The sequence below is a fragment of the Gloeocapsopsis sp. IPPAS B-1203 genome (assembly GCF_002749975.1).
Taxonomy (GTDB): Bacteria; Cyanobacteriota; Cyanobacteriia; order Cyanobacteriales; family Chroococcidiopsidaceae; genus Gloeocapsopsis.
In genome coordinates this window covers 83,085-102,990 of the sequence record NZ_PEIG01000019.1, presented here as the reverse complement: position 1 = coordinate 102,990, position 19,906 = coordinate 83,085, and the positions used below count along the sequence as shown (strand labels likewise).

Annotated in this window: 18 protein-coding genes; 7 read left to right on the top strand and 11 right to left on the bottom strand. The window is 42.9% G+C overall.

Annotated features, from left to right (window positions below):
* Nucleotides 1-685: 685 nt before the first annotated feature.
* The 5 genes from CSQ79_RS24420 to CSQ79_RS24400 all read left to right on the top strand — a co-directional run bounded on the left by CSQ79_RS24420 (nucleotide 686) and on the right by CSQ79_RS24400 (nucleotide 6,457).
* The gene (locus CSQ79_RS24420) at nucleotides 686-2,311 is read left to right on the top strand and encodes an ABC transporter substrate-binding protein (RefSeq protein WP_099703714.1); all 1,626 of its coding nucleotides are present in this window, start codon (nucleotides 686-688) and stop codon (nucleotides 2,309-2,311) included.
* A gap of 158 nt (nucleotides 2,312-2,469) precedes the next feature.
* Nucleotides 2,470-3,393: an ABC transporter permease gene (locus tag CSQ79_RS24415; RefSeq protein WP_099703713.1), complete on the top strand. Its 924-nt coding sequence runs from the start codon at nucleotides 2,470-2,472 to the stop codon at nucleotides 3,391-3,393.
* On the top strand, nucleotides 3,393-4,289 hold the full coding sequence (nikC, locus tag CSQ79_RS24410) for a nickel transporter permease (protein WP_099703712.1): 897 nt from the start codon (nucleotides 3,393-3,395) through the stop codon (nucleotides 4,287-4,289). The genes CSQ79_RS24415 and nikC overlap by 1 nt, the downstream gene beginning before the upstream one ends.
* 89 nt (nucleotides 4,290-4,378) lie before the next feature.
* Nucleotides 4,379-5,389, top strand: a complete 1,011-nt coding sequence (locus tag CSQ79_RS24405; protein WP_099703721.1) for an ABC transporter ATP-binding protein — start codon at nucleotides 4,379-4,381, stop codon at nucleotides 5,387-5,389.
* 18 nt (nucleotides 5,390-5,407) lie between these two features.
* The gene (locus CSQ79_RS24400; RefSeq protein WP_099703711.1) at nucleotides 5,408-6,457 is read left to right on the top strand and encodes an ABC transporter ATP-binding protein; all 1,050 of its coding nucleotides are present in this window, start codon (nucleotides 5,408-5,410) and stop codon (nucleotides 6,455-6,457) included.
* A gap of 112 nt (nucleotides 6,458-6,569) precedes the next feature.
* Here the strand turns inward: CSQ79_RS24400 and asnB are convergent, their stop codons facing one another.
* Nucleotides 6,570-8,606 (bottom strand): asparagine synthase (glutamine-hydrolyzing), encoded by a 2,037-nt coding sequence (asnB, locus tag CSQ79_RS24395; protein WP_099703720.1) that lies wholly within the window; start codon nucleotides 8,604-8,606, stop codon nucleotides 6,570-6,572.
* Between the two features lie 265 nt (nucleotides 8,607-8,871).
* Here asnB and CSQ79_RS24390 point away from each other — a divergent pair, with 265 nt between their 5' ends.
* Nucleotides 8,872-9,645, top strand: a complete 774-nt coding sequence (locus CSQ79_RS24390; protein ID WP_099703710.1) for a DUF1028 domain-containing protein — start codon at nucleotides 8,872-8,874, stop codon at nucleotides 9,643-9,645.
* Between the two features lies 1 nt (nucleotide 9,646).
* Here the strand turns inward: CSQ79_RS24390 and CSQ79_RS24385 are convergent, their stop codons facing one another.
* Nucleotides 9,647-9,865 (bottom strand): hypothetical protein, encoded by a 219-nt coding sequence (locus CSQ79_RS24385; RefSeq protein ID WP_099703709.1) that lies wholly within the window; start codon nucleotides 9,863-9,865, stop codon nucleotides 9,647-9,649.
* Between the two features lie 91 nt (nucleotides 9,866-9,956).
* Here CSQ79_RS24385 and CSQ79_RS24380 point away from each other — a divergent pair, with 91 nt between their 5' ends.
* A complete protein-coding gene (locus CSQ79_RS24380) occupies nucleotides 9,957-10,493 on the top strand; it encodes a DUF1499 domain-containing protein (RefSeq protein ID WP_099703708.1) in 537 nt (178 codons plus the stop codon).
* 219 nt (nucleotides 10,494-10,712) lie between these two features.
* Here CSQ79_RS24380 and CSQ79_RS24375 read toward each other — a convergent pair whose 3' ends face one another.
* From CSQ79_RS24375 to CSQ79_RS24335, 9 genes are all read right to left on the bottom strand, one after another.
* Nucleotides 10,713-12,191, bottom strand: a complete 1,479-nt coding sequence (locus CSQ79_RS24375; protein WP_099703707.1) for a CoA-acylating methylmalonate-semialdehyde dehydrogenase — start codon at nucleotides 12,189-12,191, stop codon at nucleotides 10,713-10,715.
* 384 nt (nucleotides 12,192-12,575) lie between these two features.
* Complete coding sequence (locus tag CSQ79_RS24370) at nucleotides 12,576-12,932, bottom strand: hypothetical protein (protein WP_099703706.1); 357 nt, start codon at nucleotides 12,930-12,932, stop codon at nucleotides 12,576-12,578.
* 303 nt (nucleotides 12,933-13,235) lie between these two features.
* Entirely contained in the window at nucleotides 13,236-13,733 is a 498-nt protein-coding gene (locus CSQ79_RS24365) for a PH domain-containing protein (RefSeq protein WP_099703705.1), read from the bottom strand.
* Nucleotides 13,734-13,743: 10 nt separating this feature from the next.
* The gene (locus CSQ79_RS24360) at nucleotides 13,744-14,412 is read right to left on the bottom strand and encodes a molybdenum cofactor guanylyltransferase (protein WP_099703704.1); all 669 of its coding nucleotides are present in this window, start codon (nucleotides 14,410-14,412) and stop codon (nucleotides 13,744-13,746) included.
* 17 nt (nucleotides 14,413-14,429) lie between these two features.
* A complete protein-coding gene (locus tag CSQ79_RS24355) occupies nucleotides 14,430-15,305 on the bottom strand; it encodes an SDR family oxidoreductase (protein ID WP_099703703.1) in 876 nt (291 codons plus the stop codon).
* A gap of 75 nt (nucleotides 15,306-15,380) precedes the next feature.
* Nucleotides 15,381-16,202, bottom strand: coding sequence for an exodeoxyribonuclease III (gene xth / locus CSQ79_RS24350; protein WP_099703719.1), 822 nt, complete (start codon nucleotides 16,200-16,202; stop codon nucleotides 15,381-15,383).
* Nucleotides 16,203-16,274: 72 nt separating this feature from the next.
* The gene (locus CSQ79_RS24345) at nucleotides 16,275-16,589 is read right to left on the bottom strand and encodes a hypothetical protein (RefSeq protein WP_099703702.1); all 315 of its coding nucleotides are present in this window, start codon (nucleotides 16,587-16,589) and stop codon (nucleotides 16,275-16,277) included.
* Nucleotides 16,590-16,833: 244 nt separating this feature from the next.
* The gene (locus CSQ79_RS24340) at nucleotides 16,834-18,027 is read right to left on the bottom strand and encodes an acetamidase/formamidase family protein (protein WP_099703701.1); all 1,194 of its coding nucleotides are present in this window, start codon (nucleotides 18,025-18,027) and stop codon (nucleotides 16,834-16,836) included.
* Between the two features lie 239 nt (nucleotides 18,028-18,266).
* A complete protein-coding gene (locus CSQ79_RS24335; protein ID WP_099703700.1) occupies nucleotides 18,267-19,904 on the bottom strand; it encodes an acetolactate synthase large subunit in 1,638 nt (545 codons plus the stop codon).
* Nucleotides 19,905-19,906: the final 2 nt, after the last annotated feature.

Below are 19,906 nucleotides of genomic sequence, written 5' to 3'. Positions count from 1 at the left end.
CAAACGCTTTACAGAAATCATCTACATGGCAGAACAAAGATTCTAAACTAAACATAGGACAGGTGCTGAATTTAACGTTATTTTCAGCTTACTACCTGTCCCTTTTCTTATCCCGAACTCAGGTTAAGTAGATTTCCGAGCATTTATGAATCCGAGCGCTCGCTCGATAGCTATGTAATTTTTCAAAAACAGTATTCGGCAAGACAGATTTTTGCTTCCTCAATTTGCCACAAACTCATACACTAATTACAAACAGCAAGCCATTTAAAATTAATAGGTATCTAAAATTCACTAGGAAGATACTTTAGGCGATCGCAAAGCGACGGTTTACCTAAACTTTCCTAAATTTTTTGTGTTTCAAATCACAATCGTCCTTTAATATGAGCTATGTGAGATACGTCATAATAGTGTTCTCTACTTTATGAGCAAATTTTATTAGCTCCCGTTTTTCATCATGACTGTAAGTAAATAATGCCCGAAAGTAAGGTATCGAAAGCGTTTTCAGCAAGCTTCTATTTAGCTAAAGGTGTTTTAGTTTGACTTTCTCTCAATGACAAGCTGTACGCCAAACACTTAATTTGTGAGGAATAATCAACTTTTCATAAAACATCATCAGAGCTATTTCATAGTAATGAATATCTTGCTTTCATAACATTTAGGGCACTGTTGAAACCGAAGGTAATTAATGTTTTGGCAATTTAAATTGAGAAAGAAAACAGCGCGATCGCTATTAGGCGCAGCATTAACAGCACTTTTAGTCAGTGCTTGTGGTAATAATCAGCAGACTACTACCACTAGCCCATCGCCAGGTACAACAGCAACAGAGGGCGGAACACTAATCTGGGCAAGATATGGAGATGCAGATTCCCTTGACCCGCATCGCACGACAACAACGCTATCGTGGCAAATTTTTGATCAGATTTACGACACGCTCCTAGCATTTGATGATAATGGTGAGATTGTTCCTAATCTTGCTCGCGAGTGGCAAGTCAGTGATGATGGCACAGAAGTCACTTTTGTTCTTAATGAAGGAATTACCTGTCACGATGGTACGCCGTTTGATGCGAATGACGTAAAGTATACTGCCGATCGCGCTATTGATAGTCAGAATCCTAGCGTAACGCGCGGGGCGTGGGGACCAATTGAAACTGTGGATGTTGTTGACCCACAAACTGTCAGGTTTAGGTTTCAATCGCCATTTGCTGCTTTTGTCTCTTTTATGGCAGATCCTTTTGCCAGTATGATTTGCGATAGCAATCAGGAATTGGGTAATCAGTTTGGTGTGTCGCAAGCAGTTGGTACAGGTACATGGCAACTTGTCAGTTGGACGCGCGGCGACGAAATTGTATTAGATAAGAATCCTGACTACGTTCGCTATGGTCGTCCAGTACAAAATGAAGGTGCAGCTTATTTAGATAGACTTGTGGTGCGGCAAATTCCGGAAGCACAAACCCGACTTGCCGGTTTACAAACAGGGGAAGTACAGCTTATTGTTAACCCACCACTCGATGACTTAGATGCGATACGCGGCGACTCTAACTTAGAATTACACGTTGCAGAAAATACCGGACAGAACTTTTTCTTTGAATTTACCGTTTCTCGTCCGCCATTTAATGATATCCGCGCGCGTCAAGCCGTTGCACATGCAATCGATGTTGATGCTGCATTGCGAGTCGCTTTTGATGAAGGGTTAGTAGAACGCGAACGCTGTCCGATTAGCCGTGGCGTCTTTGGTAATGACCAAGAGTTTTGTGGACAATATAGCTACGAACATAATCCCGATCGCGCTAGACAACTATTAGCGGAAATGGGTTATGGTGCAAATCGACCGATGGAAGTGATTCTGATGACTTCTACAGGTGACAACCGCGAACGCATGGTACAAGTCTTTCAAAGTCAATTGGCGCAAGTAGGTATCAATGCCAAAATCGAAACGATGGATATTGGTACGCTCAATGCTCGCGTTAAACAAGAAAATGAAAGAAATACGGGTATCAGTACATTTGACATGATGGATTGGGCATGGTTTGATCCCGACATTCTCTATCAACTTTGGCATTCTCCTGGGGCTTACAGTGGCTACCAATCACCCGAATTAGATGCGCTATTAGAGAGAACCCGCACGACGGTTGATGCAACGCAGCGGAGAGAAGCTGTTAATGATGTCATGGAATATTTGCTGATGAATGCTGTACACATTCCACTGTATACACCAGGGTCACTGTGGGTTTATGCAACTCGGACACAGGTGCAAGGCTTTAAGATTGGTCCTTTTAATCGACCTGTGTTTAATGATGTGAGGCTGCAATAGATACTTTTTTGGTGGGGGCTTTGTAGTAGTGTCAGATCTTGTTTGAAACGTAGACGCATAGCGGCTTGCCGTAGGCTACCACAAAGTACGCAAAGGTCGCAAAGAGAAGAGGTTGGGAGAGAAGGTTGCAATTTTGAGGTGTTTTGTAGCACAGACTAATGACACGTTATTTTATCAAACGGTTACTGGGTGGTTTGTTTACAATTTGGATTACGACGATCGCGGTAACTCTTCTGATTCATCTTGTGCCTGGCGATCCGGTGCAAATTATGTACGCGCAATCGCAATCGACAACACCAGAACAGATAGAACAAATTCGCCGCAATCTCGGACTTGATCGCCCAATTTACGAACAGTACATCATGTATATGGGGCGAGTGTTGCAAGGCGATTTAGGAACAACGATTCGGGGTAATCAGCCAGTTTTAGATTTACTGCTTGTTCGGCTACCGAATACGCTATTGCTTGCTGTTACTAGTTTGATTATTACTATGGTTGTTGGGGTGACGGCTGGCTTTTTTGCGGCGTATAAACGGGGAACTTGGATTGATAGTACCTTGATGACGGGAGCAATTTTAGGAATTTCTGTTCCTAATTTTTGGCTTGGGTTGATGCTGATCTCTATTTTTTCTGTCCGTTTAGGATGGTTTCCTGTTTCAGGGACAAATTTGAATAATCTCGTTTTACCTGCACTTACTTTAGGACTTGCTAATGCGGCATCAGTATCGCGTCTAACGAGATCTTCAATGCTGGATGTGCTGTCGCAAGACTATATGCGGACTGCACGGGCGAAAGGATTAGCAGAAACGCTGGTGCTGTCGCGTCATGCTTTTCGTAATGGCATGATTAATGTCGTGAATATGTTAGGACTACAGTTTACCTACATGATGGGTGGTGCGATCGTTGTAGAAAATGTGTTTGCCTGGAATGGTATTGGACGCTTGGCAATTCAGTCGATTTTTCAGCGCGACTATCCCACAATTCAGGGCTTTATTCTGATTTTCGCTACTGTTGTTGTTATTGTTTCTATCGTCTTGGATTTACTCTACGCCTGGATCGATCCTCGCATTACATACCACTGATGACTCAGCAAATTACCACACCACCACCTCCCATTACGCCGTTTCCGTCGAGGAATAGGGAATTTCGTCGGTTCATACAGGTTCTGTTTCGCAGCCCTGGTGCTAAGATTGGCGGCATTATTTTATTGGTAACAATTATTGTCGCTATTTTTGCTCCGGCGATCGCGCCTTTTGATCCTCTGGAAATGGGAGTCGGTTCTACGCTGCAACCTCCGAGTGCTGAACACTGGTTTGGTACAGATGATTTTGGACGCGATTTGTTTAGCAGAATTGTTTACGGTAGCCGTCTAACATTGCGAATTGGATTGATTGCTGTGTTTATCTCCATGACGGCTGGCGTTTTGCTAGGTATGGTTGCAGGATACGCCGGAGGTTGGGTGGAAGCAATTTTGATGCGAGGAGTTGATGTTTTATTCTCCTTTACAGAAACATTGATTGCACTTGCAGCAGTTGCCGTACTTGGTCCTAGCTTAACTAATGCAACAATTGCTGTAGGAATTAGTTCAATTCCTTTCTATGCGCGTGTCACCTATGGAGCTGTATTAGTAGAAAAAAATAAAGAGTATTTCAAAGCCGCCCAAGCTGTGGGAGCAAAGCATTTTCGCTTAATTTTCCGTCACATATTGCCAAATATCCTTTCGCCGATTATTGTCGTGGCAACTGTGGGAGTCTCAGTAGCTGTTCTTTCTGCATCCGCACTATCATTTCTCGGACTAGGTGCACAACCACCCTCACCCGAATGGGGCGCAATCTTAGCTGCGGGGCGCGATTACTTTCGCCGTGCGCCTTGGGTAACAACCTTTCCTGGTTTAGCGATCGCTGTTACTGTTTTGGGATTTAATCTCCTGGGTGATGGGTTGCGCGAAGCCCTCGACCCACAACAACGACGATCTTGATGAGGTGACGGGGTGCAGAGGAAGCAGAGGTGCAAGGGTGAATTATGAATGAGGTTAACTCAAAATTCAAAACTCAAAACTCACTCACTATGGCTCGATTGCTTGATGTCCGCAACCTGAAAACGCGCTTTTTTACTCAAAATGGTGTCGTTCATGCGGTTAATGATGTCTCGTTTCATGTCAATGCGCAGGAAACTGTGGGTATTGTTGGCGAGTCGGGTTCGGGTAAAAGTATCACTATGCTATCGGCAATGCGGTTAATTCCATCACCTCCAGGTAAAGTTGTGGGTGGTGAAGTAATATTTCAAGAACGCGATTTGCTGAAGTTGAGTGTACGGGAAATGCGATCTCTACGAGGAAATCGTTTGGCAATGATTTTTCAAGACCCGATGACATCGCTGAATCCTGTTTTGCGGGTAGAAAAGCAGATGACGGAAGCCATTCAACTGCATTTAGGTATGGCAAGATCAGAGGCAAAAGCAAGAGCAGTTGAACTTTTAGAACAAGTTGGAATTCCTGGGGCACGCGATCGCATTCGCAACTATCCACACCAATTTTCTGGAGGTATGCGCCAACGTGTCATGATTGCGATGGGACTGGCGTGTAATCCTGATTTACTCATTGCTGATGAACCAACGACGGCGCTTGATGTCACAATTCAGGCACAGATAGTTGAACTTGTCAAGCAACTGAAAGAAGAACGTGGCATGGCGGTCATTTGGATTACGCACGATTTATCACTGCTTGCAGGTATAGCCGATCGCATATTGGTAATGTATGCAGGACAAATTGTTGAACAAGCCCCACTACACGCACTATATCATCATCCGCGTCACCCTTATACAATTGGACTACTTCAAAGCATTCCTCGTTTAGACGAACAGCGACAAGAACGCCTCAAATCAATTGATGGACTTCCCCCTAGTTTAGTGAACTATCCGCAAGGATGTCCTTTTGCACCGCGTTGCGAGTTTGCGATCGCCAGATGCCATAACGAAGATCCACCCCTAGAACCTGTGGGAGTTAACCATCAAGTCGCCTGTTGGGTAAAACCTGAAGGTGCAGAAGTTGTGCAAGAATCTCAATCAGCAACTGCCTAGTGTCGATCAATAAAAATCATGGTGCAACCTCAAACCAGCACATTTCAAGCGCAACAGCAAAACGAAACGTTGCTGCGCGTGCGCGATCTCCAAGTTCACTTTCCGATTCTGCGCGGCATAATTCTCCAGAGACAAGTAGGGGCAGTAAAAGCTGTTGATGGGCTAACTTTTGATATTAAACGCGGCGAAACCTTAGGCTTAGTAGGGGAATCTGGATGTGGCAAAAGTACGACAGGACGCGCGATTCTGCAAATAGAACAATCAACCGCAGGGCAAGTTTATTTTGAGGAAACTGAACTAACGGCATTATCAGGCGAACCGTTACGACAAATGCGCCAACGAATGCAGATGATTTTTCAAGATCCTTATGCATCGCTTAATCCTCGCATGACGATTGGTAATGTCATTAGCGAACCATTAGAAATTTTTGGTTTAGCCACAGGACGTGAAAAACAAGCACGAGTTCATCATCTTTTAGACGTCGTAGGCTTAAGTCCAGAGTTTATTTATCGTTATCCTCACGAATTTTCTGGGGGACAACGCCAACGGGTGGCAATCGCACGAGCGTTAGCCGTTAACCCAGACTTTCTAGTATGTGACGAACCAATCGCCGCATTAGATGTTTCTGTGCAAGCGCAAGTGATTAACTTAGTTCAATCGCTACAGCGTGAGTTTCAACTGACTTATCTATTTATTGCCCATGATTTAAGTGTTGTGCGCCATATCTCAGATCGCATTGCTGTAATGTACCTTGGTAAAATCGTCGAACTTGCAGATCGCGTATCGCTGTACGAAAATCCGCTACATCCTTATACACAAGCTTTACTCTCTGCTATCCCTATTCCTGATCCGACAATTGAAGCAAAGCGCCAGCGTATTGTTTTAGAAGGCGATGTTCCTAGTCCGACAAATCCTCCGAGTGGATGTCGCTTTCACACGCGCTGTCCTTGGGCAATTGAACACTGTCATCAAGTAGAACCAGAATTCCGAGATGTAGGTAATGGACATTATGTTGCGTGTCACCTCGTTGATGCATCAGGGAAATTCGATCCGGCGCTGGGCGAATGAAGCTTGGCGACTGAAGTCGCAGCTATATAAACTAAGTCCACCTTCGTGGACTAATAAGACAAATAGAAACCTGTGAAGGCAGGTTTTGTCAGTGTAGCGGCGGTTTCAACCGCTAAGCTACCACAACAAGTTGATCTTTAGCGTACCAACCGCGTTCTTTAGCACGATCGCGGGCGACTGCAGGGACATCGTTGCCGACAAAATGCTTGTGGAGCATTTGCACGCTGAGCATATGATTAATAATCGCATCGAGTTGTACGCGGTCTGAAACTGGGGTATTTGCATCGCCGTGACGTTGGAGAATCTGTTGTACGCCTGCAGTGTCGAGTAAGCCTGCGTCGGCAATTGCTTGTTTTGATAAATAAGTTGCAGATAATGCCTGCATCGCGCGTTGTTTAATCGGATCGGTGTGCGATGGTGGAGCCATAAAAGCAAACTTTTGTCGTTCGTATAGTGATTTTGGTAAAAGCTCGCGCATTGTCTCGCGCAGGATATATTTATCTTTACGTCCCCGCAAGCGCATATTTTGCGGTAGAGTTACAGCAAATTCTACTAAGGGATGATCGAGAAATGGCGGGCGTGCTTCCATTGAATTTGCCATATCCACGCGATCGCCTGCCCAGCCGAGAACTTGTGACTCGAACTGAGTTTTTATCCATATATATTGCACTTTGTCAAGGGGGTGGCGTCCATCAATTTGGTCAGCATTAAGGGCATTGGCAACAGCTTCCCCTGGCGAGTAATTTTGCAGTGCAGCACGGCGATCGGGATGAAGTAATCCTGGAACGTGGGTAGACGAGGATAACCACGATTGCAAGCAACTGGGTGTAAAGCCTACTAAGTTTGTCAATGCTGGATCGTCTAAAGCTTTTTCCGCTAAAAGATTGCCTTTAAACAGGCGATTACTTTCTGCTAGCCAATCTTCCAAATCGGCGCGTTCTTGCGGTGAGGCATCATCCATACCGTGCAAAATCATATCAAGTCGCAGTTGCGGATACCCTGCGAAAAGTTCGTCCGATCCTTCCCCCGTAACAACCACTTTGTAACCAGCTTTGTTGACGTGTTCGCTCATCAACAACTTGGCAACGGTAAAAGTGTTGTAAATACTGCGTTCTGTGTGCCAGATGGTACGAGCAAAGTGATCGTAAAGCTGATTGCCATCGACCATCAAGACATCTTGATCGGCACCTGTGGCTTGTGCCATTTCGCGGGCGATCGCCGTTTCGTCGTAGTCGCGATCGTCAAAGCCAATCGTAAAGGCTTTAACGGGTGATTGTTGACTTGCGGCGGCAATACCCATAATCGTACACGAGTCGATACCGCCAGATAAGTAACACGCTACAGGAACATCAGCTTCAAGTCGCAATTGGACAGCTTCAATAAAACGGCTGCGTAGTTCTTCGATGTACTCTTCATCAGCTAATCTTGCTTTGCGTTCAGATTGACGCGGGAAGTTCAAATCCCAGTACTGTTTAGTTTTAACCTGTAGTTGTCCATCATGACGCTCAACAATCACCATTTGCCCAGGTTCAACTGCGTAAATTCCCTCAAATGCCGATGTTCCTGGTACAATTAGTTGCATCAGTTGATGATACAGTCCTTCAGAGGAAAAGCGGCGCTCAACTGCTGGATGTGCAAGTAGTACTTTAATTTCCGAACCAAAGACTAAACCTTCAGGCGTCATTGTCCAATACAAAGGTTTGACACCAAAGCGATCGCGCACTAGCGTCAGTCGATCTTTGGAACGTTCGTAAAGCGCAAAAGCAAACTCGCCGCGTAGATGTGGTAACGCACCTTCTAACCCGTAGCGATCTGTTAAGTGCATTGTCAGTTCCGTATCGCTCTTGCTGCGAAAGCGATAACCTATTGAAGTCAGTTCAGCACGGATGCGCTTATAGTCGTAAAACTCACCATTGTGGGCAATCATGTACTGCCCATCGGCGGAAACAAACGGCTGTCGTCCGCGTTCGGGGTTGAGGTCAATAATTGATAATCGCGCATGGGTGAAACCAACACCGCGATCGCTCATAATTTTGACACCGAATCCATCTGGACCGCGATGATACTGAATTGCCGCCATCGCCACTAGAACATCTGGATTCACGGGACGAGCCGGATCGTGGTGCATGACGCCACCAATACCGCACATAACAATACCTTGGCTTACAACATGAGATAACCGTTCAGTCATTCAACCACAACTGTTTTGTTAGATATAGCAGTGGTTAATTTCAGTAACTCTTCAAAAACCTGACCCCTGATCCCTGACCTCTGACCTCTGCCATAGCAGCTGATGTTAGCAATGCAAGATTCTGGGGAATAGTTAAATACACGACAGTACACATCTGTAAATAAATGATATAGAAAAATAATGTTTCTATACAGAACTCGTTAGGTAGTAAATACAGGGAATCATGACATTCTCAATTGTGGCTTGGGATCCAACAACGCAAATGACAGGGGTTGCAGTCGCAACAAAGCATCTAGCAGTAGGGGCATTAGTGCCTCATGCCAAAGCAACAATTGGGGCGATCGCAACTCAAGCACAAACCAACCCGCTGTTGGGAATTTGGGGTATTCAATTACTAGAACAACGGGCAATCAGCGAAGGTACCTTAGACGAAATTTCTGTCGAAGATATTATTTATCTGTTGCTCAAAGACGACAAAGACCGCGACCATCGCCAATTACATTTAGTCGATCACAACGGTCACACTGCGGCTTGGACGGGGAAAGAGTGCATCGATTGGGCAGGACATTTTACGTTTCCCTACTTCTCTGTAGCTGGTAACATGCTTGTCGGCGAACAAACCTTGCTGGCAATGGCAGAAGCATATCAAGCAAAAGAAGGTATGGAGTTTTCCGAACGGTTACTGCAAGCTTTAGAAGCTGGGGAAGCTGCGGGTGGTGATAAACGAGGTCGTCAATCGGCAGCTATTTATGTTGTCAATCAAGATGTTTATCCTTATCTTGATTTGCGTGTCGATCATCACAATAATCCTATTGCCGAACTGCGCTATTTATTTGAAGAATCGCGTAAGGATTACTACCAAATGTTTCGGCAGACAATGCCCACACGACATCCTCGGACTACAGAAGCTATTAGTTTAAATTCTGCACCGTGGTCTTCTACTAAAGCACAACAGCACAAGAGTGTTAGCGTTACTGATGCACCGTTATCTGCTTAATTTATTCTCTAAGACAACGTAAGCAAAGAGGAAATACTAAGATTAGCACAAGTGCTTCTATTGGCAGTTGAAACTGCAAGGGGGTGAGGGCAAACCCCCACACGATAAAGATTGCACCAGATATTGCTGTTGCTAGGCGGTAAACATCGTCTTTAAATTTTAAACTTACCCAGACGAGTCCTATACCAAATACTAAAAAGATCAAGTGAGTTAAAGGCATATTGTCTATATGTAGAGATCAGGGGGACTACACTAGCAAAGAACAGTACAATCGTCTTTGGTTAATGCCAAGTGCAATAAGGTTTGAAATCATGTCAACAGTTGAGACGAAATCAAGTTCTGTATTCCAACGAGTTCTTTTTACCTTCATTGCATTACTTTTCGTCACTATCTGTGCATTAGGCACAAAAATTGCCTTTTCTGGAGAACCGCAGTTGTTTGCCGGAACGCGCCCTGATAATATTGGTGTTCGTGCTGGTCAATTAGCACCCTGCCCTAGTACTCCTAATTGTGTCAATAGTCAAAGTCAGGATGCAGCACATCAAATTGCACCTTTAACTTACAACTCAACTGAGCAAGCAGCAATGGCTCACCTCAAAACAGTACTACAATCTTTTCACCGCGCCAAAGCGATCGCCCAAAGTGAAAATTACATTTATAGCGAATTTACAATTCCCGTTGTCGGATTTGTTGATGATGTCGAATTTTTGCTTGACAAAAATGCCAAAGTGATTCACGTTCGTTCAGCTTCGCGTTTAGGAGAGGGTGATTTAGGAGTCAATCGGCGTCGAGTTGAAAGTATCAGAACTAAATTCAATGAATCTGCTATGGTGGATGCTTCTGACTGAAGTCGTCGGGGCTACATAAGTTAAGTGTGCCTACGCACACTCAAGAGTTTAAGGTTTATGTGTAGTCCACGCAGGTGGACTTTGTTTATTAGCCGCGAATTCATTCGCCAGGCATTCTCAAGAGTTTAAGGTTTATGTGTAGTCCACGCAGGTGGACTTTGTTTATTAGCCACGAATTCATTTGCCAGGCACTTATATATAAGCTTTAGAGAAAACGAGCTAAAATTGTCTTGACCAATCTTGAAACCAGCGCTCAACAATAACTTTCGTTTGGGTAAAAAATTCAACGGCGTGGTGTCCTTGTCCGTGCAAATCGCCAAAGAAACTTTCCTTCCAACCACTAAAGGGAAAGAAAGCCATCGGTGCAGCAACGCCAATGTTAATACCAATATTGCCAACTTCAGCTTCGTAGCGAAATTTGCGTGCAGCAGCGCCACTTGAGGTAAACAAACACGCCATATTGCCGTATTGACCGCTGTTTACAAAGGCGATCGCATTATCAACTGTATCAAGATGAATTAACCCTAATACAGGACCAAAAACCTCAGTTTGGGCGATTGTACTTGTAGGCTCGATATTCTGGAGTAGCGTTGGGCGAATAAAATAACCTTCAGGGTAGTCAGCAATTTTTGTCTGCCGACCATCAACTAGTGGCTTGGCACCTTCGGCAATTCCCTGCTGAATCAATTGCTCTATTCTAGCTTGACTTTCTGCTGTAATTACAGGTCCCATTTGTACGCCGTCATCTAAACCGTAACCAACAACGCGAGTCGTAGCAACATTAGCGATCGCTTCGGTAAAGGTTTGACGTGCTTCTCCAACTGTCACTGCAAGAGAAGCCGCTAGACAACGCTGTCCAGCACAGCCAAAGGCACTATCAGCAACAATACGAGTTGTCATTGCCATATCCGCATCAGGTAATACAATCACCGGATTTTTAGCCCCACCTTGACATTGAGCGCGTTTACCATTTGCTGTTGCTCGACTGTAAACATAACGCGCTACCGGAGTTGAACCGACAAAGCTAATTGCACGAATCGCAGGATGATCGAGAATTGCATCGACAACTTCTTTAGCACCATTAACGAGATTAACGACGCCTTTTGGTAATCCTGTTTGTGCCAAAAGCTGCATCACTTTTTGCATTGTTAGTGGCACTTTCTCCGAGGGCTTGATAATGTAAGTGTTACCGCAGGCGATCGCATACGGCATAAACCAAAAGGGAATCATCCCTGGAAAGTTAAACGGTGCAATAACTGCTGCGACTCCTACGGGTTGTCGAATTAAAATTTCATCAATGCCTTTCGCGATATCTTCCGAGTTGTAGCCTTGCATCAAAATTGGAATTCCGCAGGCAACTTCTACATTTTCAATTGCTCGTTGCAGTTCCCCTTTTGATTCTGCTAAAGTTTTACCGCACTCTTGCGTAATTGTTGTAGCTAAGTCCTCAAAGTTCTCTTCTAACAGTGCTTTAAGTTTAAATAAATACTGCACTCGTTCTCCAGGTGGAGTGCGACGCCAGGTGTTAAATGCTGCGGCTGCTGCTGTTGCTGCTTGTTCTACGTCTGCTACTATTCCTATGGGAACCTTAGCCAGTATTTCCGCTGTTGCAGGGTTAGTTACATCCAAATACGTAGTAGCACTAGACTCACACCATTCGCCATTAATGTAGTTTTGGAGAACAGTGGCACTACTCATAATAATTTACTCTGATACTAAACTCTATTCATTATCAGGGTAATGATTGACAATTTCTTGGAAATTTGAGTGCTTGGCGCATAAATTCGCAGCTAAACAAACCTCATCCACCAATTTAGAGTCGTGAAGTGTTGAGTTAAGAAAATTCTTTTAATGATTGCCTCCGGCACGCTGACGCGAACAAAACTCAAAATAATTGCCTCCGGCACGCTGCGCAAACACAATTTAGAACTCAAAACTCAAAATTCAAAACTCTTAACACTTTGTTTAAGTAGCACCAACTTCAATCGCTGAGCATCTATGATTCATAGCCCCAGCTAGCTAAATCAATTAATTTAAAGTTTAAACTAAACAGGGATGCTATAACTAGCATCCCTAGTATGACTACTCTTCTACAACCTCGCGAATTCGCTGTTCTAAGCGTTCTAAGTCAAGTCCACCCTCGTCACGAGCAATTCTACGTACTGTTGGATTGACATTACTTAAATCCATAAGTAAATCGTGTAAAATCTCTTGCTGTTGACGTGATTGAGTGACTTCACGCGGTTCTTGTACTAAGTCGCGGACGATTGAGTCTTCAGCACGAGAAGCAACAATAGGATCTGTTTGTCCTTGGAGATGTATAAACGTACGTCGTCCTGGTCCGCGTTCTTCTTCAATAGGAATAACTGCTGTTACTTGATCTGATCGCACGTATTTTCCAAAGCCAAGATGTACTAATACTGATGATTGTATTCTCATTTAATTTAATCAAATAATCTTTTTTTCACATACATCTATTATCCTTCAATAAAACTTTACTTTGAAACGATAACTAGAGCGGTTTTTACACATATTTATAGCGCGTTTTCCCTACTCTATTTTGAATAGAGTATTCGCAAAACGAGGAGGAATTCATTTAGGTTTATAGACAGCTAATTATTAATCTGTAAATGGAATATTATGTATAGCTAAATTAGATCTATACATGTTGCTTTTCCTTTGTTCTTCAATGCTTGAGTTTGATAGTGAATATGTACTAAATGACGAGAGTTTAGAACAACACTATTTACTAGATATCGCTAAAACCTGAGATACAAATCTTTCTGGATGTTCTGGAGTAACAACAATTGTGCGATCGCGCAACTTCAGAACTACTGCTTTACTCGGGTCTGTCGCATAAGCTTGGTAATTGCCCAATTTCCGGTTGTAAAACTTTCCAGAGTAACTAAATAACCCACCATTTCCCCACTTACGTAGTGAGTTTCGCATTGCTTGTGGATCTACATCAGCAGAAGTTAAGTTCCTTAAATCAATTTTGGTGTTCCAACCAATGCGCTGAATATAAAGCGTATCGTCGGCGATCGCATAGCCACGAATACTAAAGAACACAGACGTCAACAGAATCACCAAAGGAATCACAACCATCGCCACTATCCATGCAATATCACTACGAGGACCAGTCAACAGCCCAACTAAAATAACTCCCAGTAGCAGTGCAGAAATTACCGTGGTGATAGCAATAAGCGATATCGCCCAAGGCGCCTTAAATACTTCATTCATGCTTCTACTCCTATGACTGTTTATCGTCGATGACAAAAGCTAAATCATCGGGTGTATTGCAGTTAAAAAGCATTTCTACTGATGGTACAGGTAAGATATGGACGTAGTGTTGCGCTAACCAAGCTTGAAACGATCGCCCTCCTTGGGCAATAAAATCATTTAACAGAGGTAAACAACTACGGCGGTAGAAGCCACATAAAGGTTCCCAGCCTTTTGCATGACGAGGTAAAGCAGCGATCGCATTTTGAGGAATATTTTCTAGTTCTCTTGCCCAGTCTTGTAACACTTCGACTTGCAATTTTGGTAAATCGCAAGCCAGTAACAAAACCCACTCAGTTTGCACGACAGCAAGCCCTTGAGCAAACCCAACTAATGGACCATGCGGTAACGGTAAAGTTATTTTGGTTGAAGACGAGTTACCTACAGTTTCTTGAAGCAGCGGTACTTCACGAACAAATTGGTAATGTTTGAATAAATGCTGATAGTTTTCTGGTGTTGGTGTCACCACATAGACTACGTTGCATAAAGTACCAGCAATATCACAGATTAATTGCAACAACGGGACACCCTGAACGAGGATCAAGGCTTTATCTTTACCCATGCGCGAACTTTTTCCGCCAGCTAAGACAATTGCACTTAGCTTCGATGATTTTAAGTTGGCATCGACATTATCCGTCATCGATTTAATGGATTATTTTAAACTGCTAAATAGCGCCTTAAGAAACTTTCCAAAGTTTCTAGTTTTAAATTAAATACTGACTCCAAGTGTGCAATTTCATCATGCGTACAGAAAAACTCGTTAGCAAGTAAAGTACGGAAAGTACCCAGAGTTTTTTGCACTGAAGGATTTAACAATCCTAATACTGTCCGCAAACCATCAACAACTAATAAAGGTGAATTAATAATAATAGGCTCTTGATTAAAAACGCGACCAAAAATGCGGGGAATGTCTTCCCTGTGTAAAATTTCTGGTCCTCCTACTGATAAAACTTGGTTTTTTGCTCCAAAAACTGAAATCGAATTTACTACCATTTGGGCTAAATCGTCTGTACTAACAATTGATGTGCGGTTTTTGGGATCGCCAATTAATAAATACATTCTTGTTTGGCGAAATCGTTCTGCAAGCGAGAGCAGATTTGAGGACAATCCAGCAGGGCGAAAAATTGTATAATTTAAACCACTGCTTTGAAGATATTGTTCTACTGCTCGTTTTGCTTTAAATGTAGGAGCATCTTCGTAGCCGCGATCTGCACCTAACACCGAAATAAACACAAAATGCCTTCCTTGTTGTGCTAGGGCATGATCAATCAACTCAATATTGGCACGATAATCAAGCGCCAGAGGATCGCCATCTGAACCATGAGTGCTGATGATGTACTGCACTCCTTGACAAGCTTTTTGAATATCTTTTTCTTGGCGCAAGTCACCAATAAAAATTTCTGCACCTCGGTGTTCTAACTCACCGTAGCGAGAATTGAGGCGGACAAAAGCACGTACGGGTAGTTCTTGTTGTCGCAGCAATCGTACCACTCTTCGACCAATTTGTCCTGTTGCTCCTGTGACTAGAAACATAGCCGCATTTTCCCTGAAGATTTTGGATAATAGATACTCACCTGCAAGCTTAATCTCAAATTTAAAAGCTAAAATTTAAACTTCAACAACTACGGGAGCATGATCGCTCGGTTTGGATAACTTTCGTGGCGTGATATCAATAAAGCAGCTTTTTGCTTGTTTGTATAGATCAGCAGTGAGATAATGATGGTCGATTCTCCAACCTAAGTTACGCCGAAAAGCTCCACCGCGATAGTCCCACCAACTATAGTGTCCTGCTTCAGAAGTAAACTTACGAAAAGCATCACTAAAGCCTAGTGCTAAGATTTCACGCAGTGCTTGCCGCTCTAGTTCTGATGCCATAATATTTCCTGTAAGATTAACAGGGTCGTGCAGATCGCAGTCTTCGAGTGCAATATTGAAGTCACCACAAATACAAATATTAGCCGATCCAACTAAAAGTGACTGCAAGTATTCGCGCAACACTTGCAACCAGCGCAATTTGTATTCATATTTTTCACTACCTACCGCTGCACCATTTGGTACGTAGAGGTTAATAATGCGAATACCTGCAATGACACCAGTAATCAGGCGTTTTTGCGTATCAATTTCTGAAAGTGAAGTGGCGATCGCCTCCGACGCTGGGCTTTGCTCAATCGCCTCGCCTAAAATTGGTGTAAAACCTGTACTGACATCAGTTAAAGGGGAACGACTGAGAATCGCCACACCATTATAAGATTTTTGCCCTGAGACATAAACGTGATAGTTGAGTTGCTCAAAAGGCGATCGCGGAAAATCTGCATCAACAACTTTAGTTTCTTGCAAACACAGTACATCAAGGGGGTTTTGCTGCAACCAAGCAACAACGTGTTCTTGACGAGTCCGGATTGAGTTAACGTTCCAAGTGGCAATTTGCATCAAGTAATTTGCAATAAGCACGAGCTATCTTTAGCCTATTAGTCTGCCACACCATTGGGACTAGATTACAGATTATTCAATTTCTAATTCCTGCTTTCTGCGTAGTAGAATTGGCGGCTGTGTGATCAATCCTACAAGATGATCGCTAGTGAAGCAAAGACTCGATTTATTTTCTTCAATTGGAATTTGAAATAAAAAGCTGTCTTGTTTTCCTTGGGTTCGCGCTAGGAAAGCTGCAATCAAGCTACGAAGTAATGGATTATCCGATTTGACTTTAATTTGATACCGAAATCCCCCATTGAGCAAAATTTCGACTAATACTTCTTTAGCACTATCATTTGTTGGAGAAGCTGCTTCGACAATGTTTATTTCCGTGTCATTAGGCATCTTATTCTCTTTACAACAGTATAAATACTAAACAAACAATACAAGAAATCACACCTCTAGTCTATGAACTAAGAAAGGTGTGATGGAAATTAATAACGCTTAAGCCAAGATAATACTGCTGTTGTTGAGTAGGCTTTTACTTGATGCCATTTAACCAAGTCGTATTCTACTATACATGAGAACATAAACGATTATTCAAATACAGCCCTTGCCTTAAAAAGGAGACAAGATATACCTTAGTTAACTATTTAGGTTTAACATCGCGAAATAGTTCTTTAGGAACGACGCCATGAATACCCTTCACAATATCAACAACTTGTGAAACTTCAAAGTCAATTGCTGCACTACCAATTAATAAAGCATCTTGCTTTGTTATACCATACTTACTATTAGCAATGTCTAAATATTCGCGGACAGATTTTTTCATTGCCTCATTTAAATCTTCATCCAATCCAACTGCAATCCAAGCATCTTTAGTTTCTCCCATTGGTGCATTCAATTTCATGTTTTTATGTAAGACAAGTTCAAATGTGGGAGTTAAAGAACATTCAATTGCAGTTAAAGCGACTTCCCCATTAGCTTGCACGCAGTGGGGATCTCCTGCATAAAATAAAGCTCCAGGTACTTGAACTGGTAAATATAAACTCGAACCACGACCAAGCAACTTGATGTCAATATTGCCACCGTAGTTACCTGGGGGTACAGAGTTTACAGCTTCTTCTCGATCAGCAGGAACGACGCCCATAATACCCATAAAAGGATCTAGGGGGAGTTGAATTGGAGGCAAGTTGTTTTCTGGCTGAAAAATCCCTATTTCACGCTTAATATCTAAAGGGATTACTCGCGAATAAATCGGAGCATTATTTAGGGGATATTCTCCAGGTAGTGCGCCTCTACTGTGACGGTTAGAAATGACACCGTAAGGAACGCGGTAGTCAATTGCCAGCGTTTTGATTTCTAAAGTATCTCCTGGTTGCGCACCTTCTACATAAATTGGACCTGTAATGACGTGAGGACCAGGACCTGTTTTCTTGACTGCAGATTTGACTTTAAGTTGGTCTGGTAAAATCTTATTTTGAGTCACTCTACTTTTGGTACTTTGCGGAATTCCACCTTGATTAAAAAAGGCAGCAGTATCTCCTTGATCGGGTAATATTCCTTCATGCGACACCGTTTGCATGATGATGCGATCGCCTGAACGCACCCGCGCGATCGGACGAGAGTCAGGCTTAAATAATTCTCCCCAGATTACATTTTCCGGAGTAGACATAATGCGATGCGTTCGTAAGGGTGTAGCTGTAGGTGAAGACCAAGCTATCCCACTCAAACTACACAAAAGTAACCCTATTCCTGCGACAACTCCTACTACCTGCCATTTATGAACTAATCTTTCTAGGACTCTTTTGATCTCAAACCGCAACCCTACATTATTTCTCATTTGCCCACACCATCCACAAAGCCTTCCTAAACAACAAATTGCACAATTTTGTTGCCTACATTTTTACTTATCGGCTTTATTTTTGATACAAACTTATCCGAGAAAATGTATTAAAAAATACTTTTGCTTAATTAATGCTCGTTAACTACAGCAAAAACATATAGCCAATACCAGAAGACTCTCTTTATTCCTCTGTGTTCTCTGCATCTGAACTAGTCTGTTCACCCTCCGCTAAATTCCTACACAATACAATTCAAATCACCAGATCGTTGTGTAAACCGATAGTTTTCCTGATAGTCAACCGGACAATCAATGACTGCAGGTACATCCTGAGCTAAAGCTGTTTTCAAAATAGGAATGAAATCAGTTGTTGCTTCTACACGATAGCCTTTTAGTCCCATACTTTCAGCTAATTTAACGAAATCTGGATTACCAAAATGGACATAAGAAGATCTACCAAATTGGTTCCGTTGCTTCCACTCAATTAACCCATAACCGCCATCATTAAAAATCAACGTAACGAATGGCGTACCAACTCGCAAAGCTGTTTCTAATTCCTGGCAATTCATCATAAAACCACCATCACCAGTTGCAGCAACAACTTTCCGATTAGGATAAACTAATTTAGCTGCTACTGCCCCAGGAATAGCAATTCCCATTGCGGCAAACCCATTAGAGATGAGACAAGTATTTGGGCGATCGCAATGATAATGTCGAGCAATCCACATTTTATGCGCTCCAACATCAGAAATCACAATATCTTCAGGTCCCATCACCTGTCGTAAGTCATAAATCAGTTTTTGTGGCTTAATAGGAAATCCATCATCAGTAGCATATTGCTCATAGTCTGCGCGAATTTCTGAGCGTAATTCCAAAGCATAAGGATCGGCTTTGTCGTCGCGGTCTGCTCGTTTTAAAATTTCGTATAATGAATCCGAAATATCACCAACAACTTCAACAGTAGGAATGTAACTACTATCAATTTCTGCAGGAGTTTCCCCAATATGAATAATAGGAATTTTGCCATCGGGATTCCATTTTTTCGGGGAATACTCAATTAAATCATAGCCAATTGCAATCACTAAATCGGTATTATCAAAACCACAATTAATATAATCGCGTTGTTGCAATCCAACTGACCATAATGCCAATGGGTGTTGATAAGGAATCACACCTTTCCCCATAAATGTATTAGCAACAGGAAGGTTAAGCTGTGTTGCAAACTCAGTTACTGCTTCGCTTGCATCAGCACGAATTGCTCCATTACCGACAAGAATAATCGGGTTAGTAGCTTGTGAAATCACGGTTGCTGCTTCAGTGATGCTGTGAAATGCCGCATAGGTTCTTTCTAATTTATCGGTTCTTAAAGGATTACCTGTAGCGGGCATTGCAGCAATATTTTCGGGTAGATCAATGTGAACTGCACCAGGTTTTTCACTTTGCGATCGCTTAAAAGCTTTTCTAATAATTTCTGGTGTATTACTAGGACGAACAATTTGAGTATTCCACTTAGTAACAGGAGCAAACATTGCTACCAAGTCTAAATATTGGTGGGCTTCGATGTGCATTTGATCCGTTCCCACTTGTCCGGTAATTGCTACCAATGGCGCACCGTCTAAGTTGGCATCAGCGACTCCTGTCATCAAATTTGTTGCACCAGGACCTAATGTCGAAAGACATACCCCTGCTTTTCCGGTTAGGCGTCCGTATACGTCTGCCATGAACGCTGCACCTTGTTCGTGCCGCGTGGTGATAAATTGGATAGAAGAATTTTTAAGTGCTTCTAAGACATGTAAATTCTCTTCTCCTGGCAAGCCAAAAACGTAGCGCACGCCTTCGTTTTCTAGGCATTGCACTAATAATTCTGCTGTATTCATTG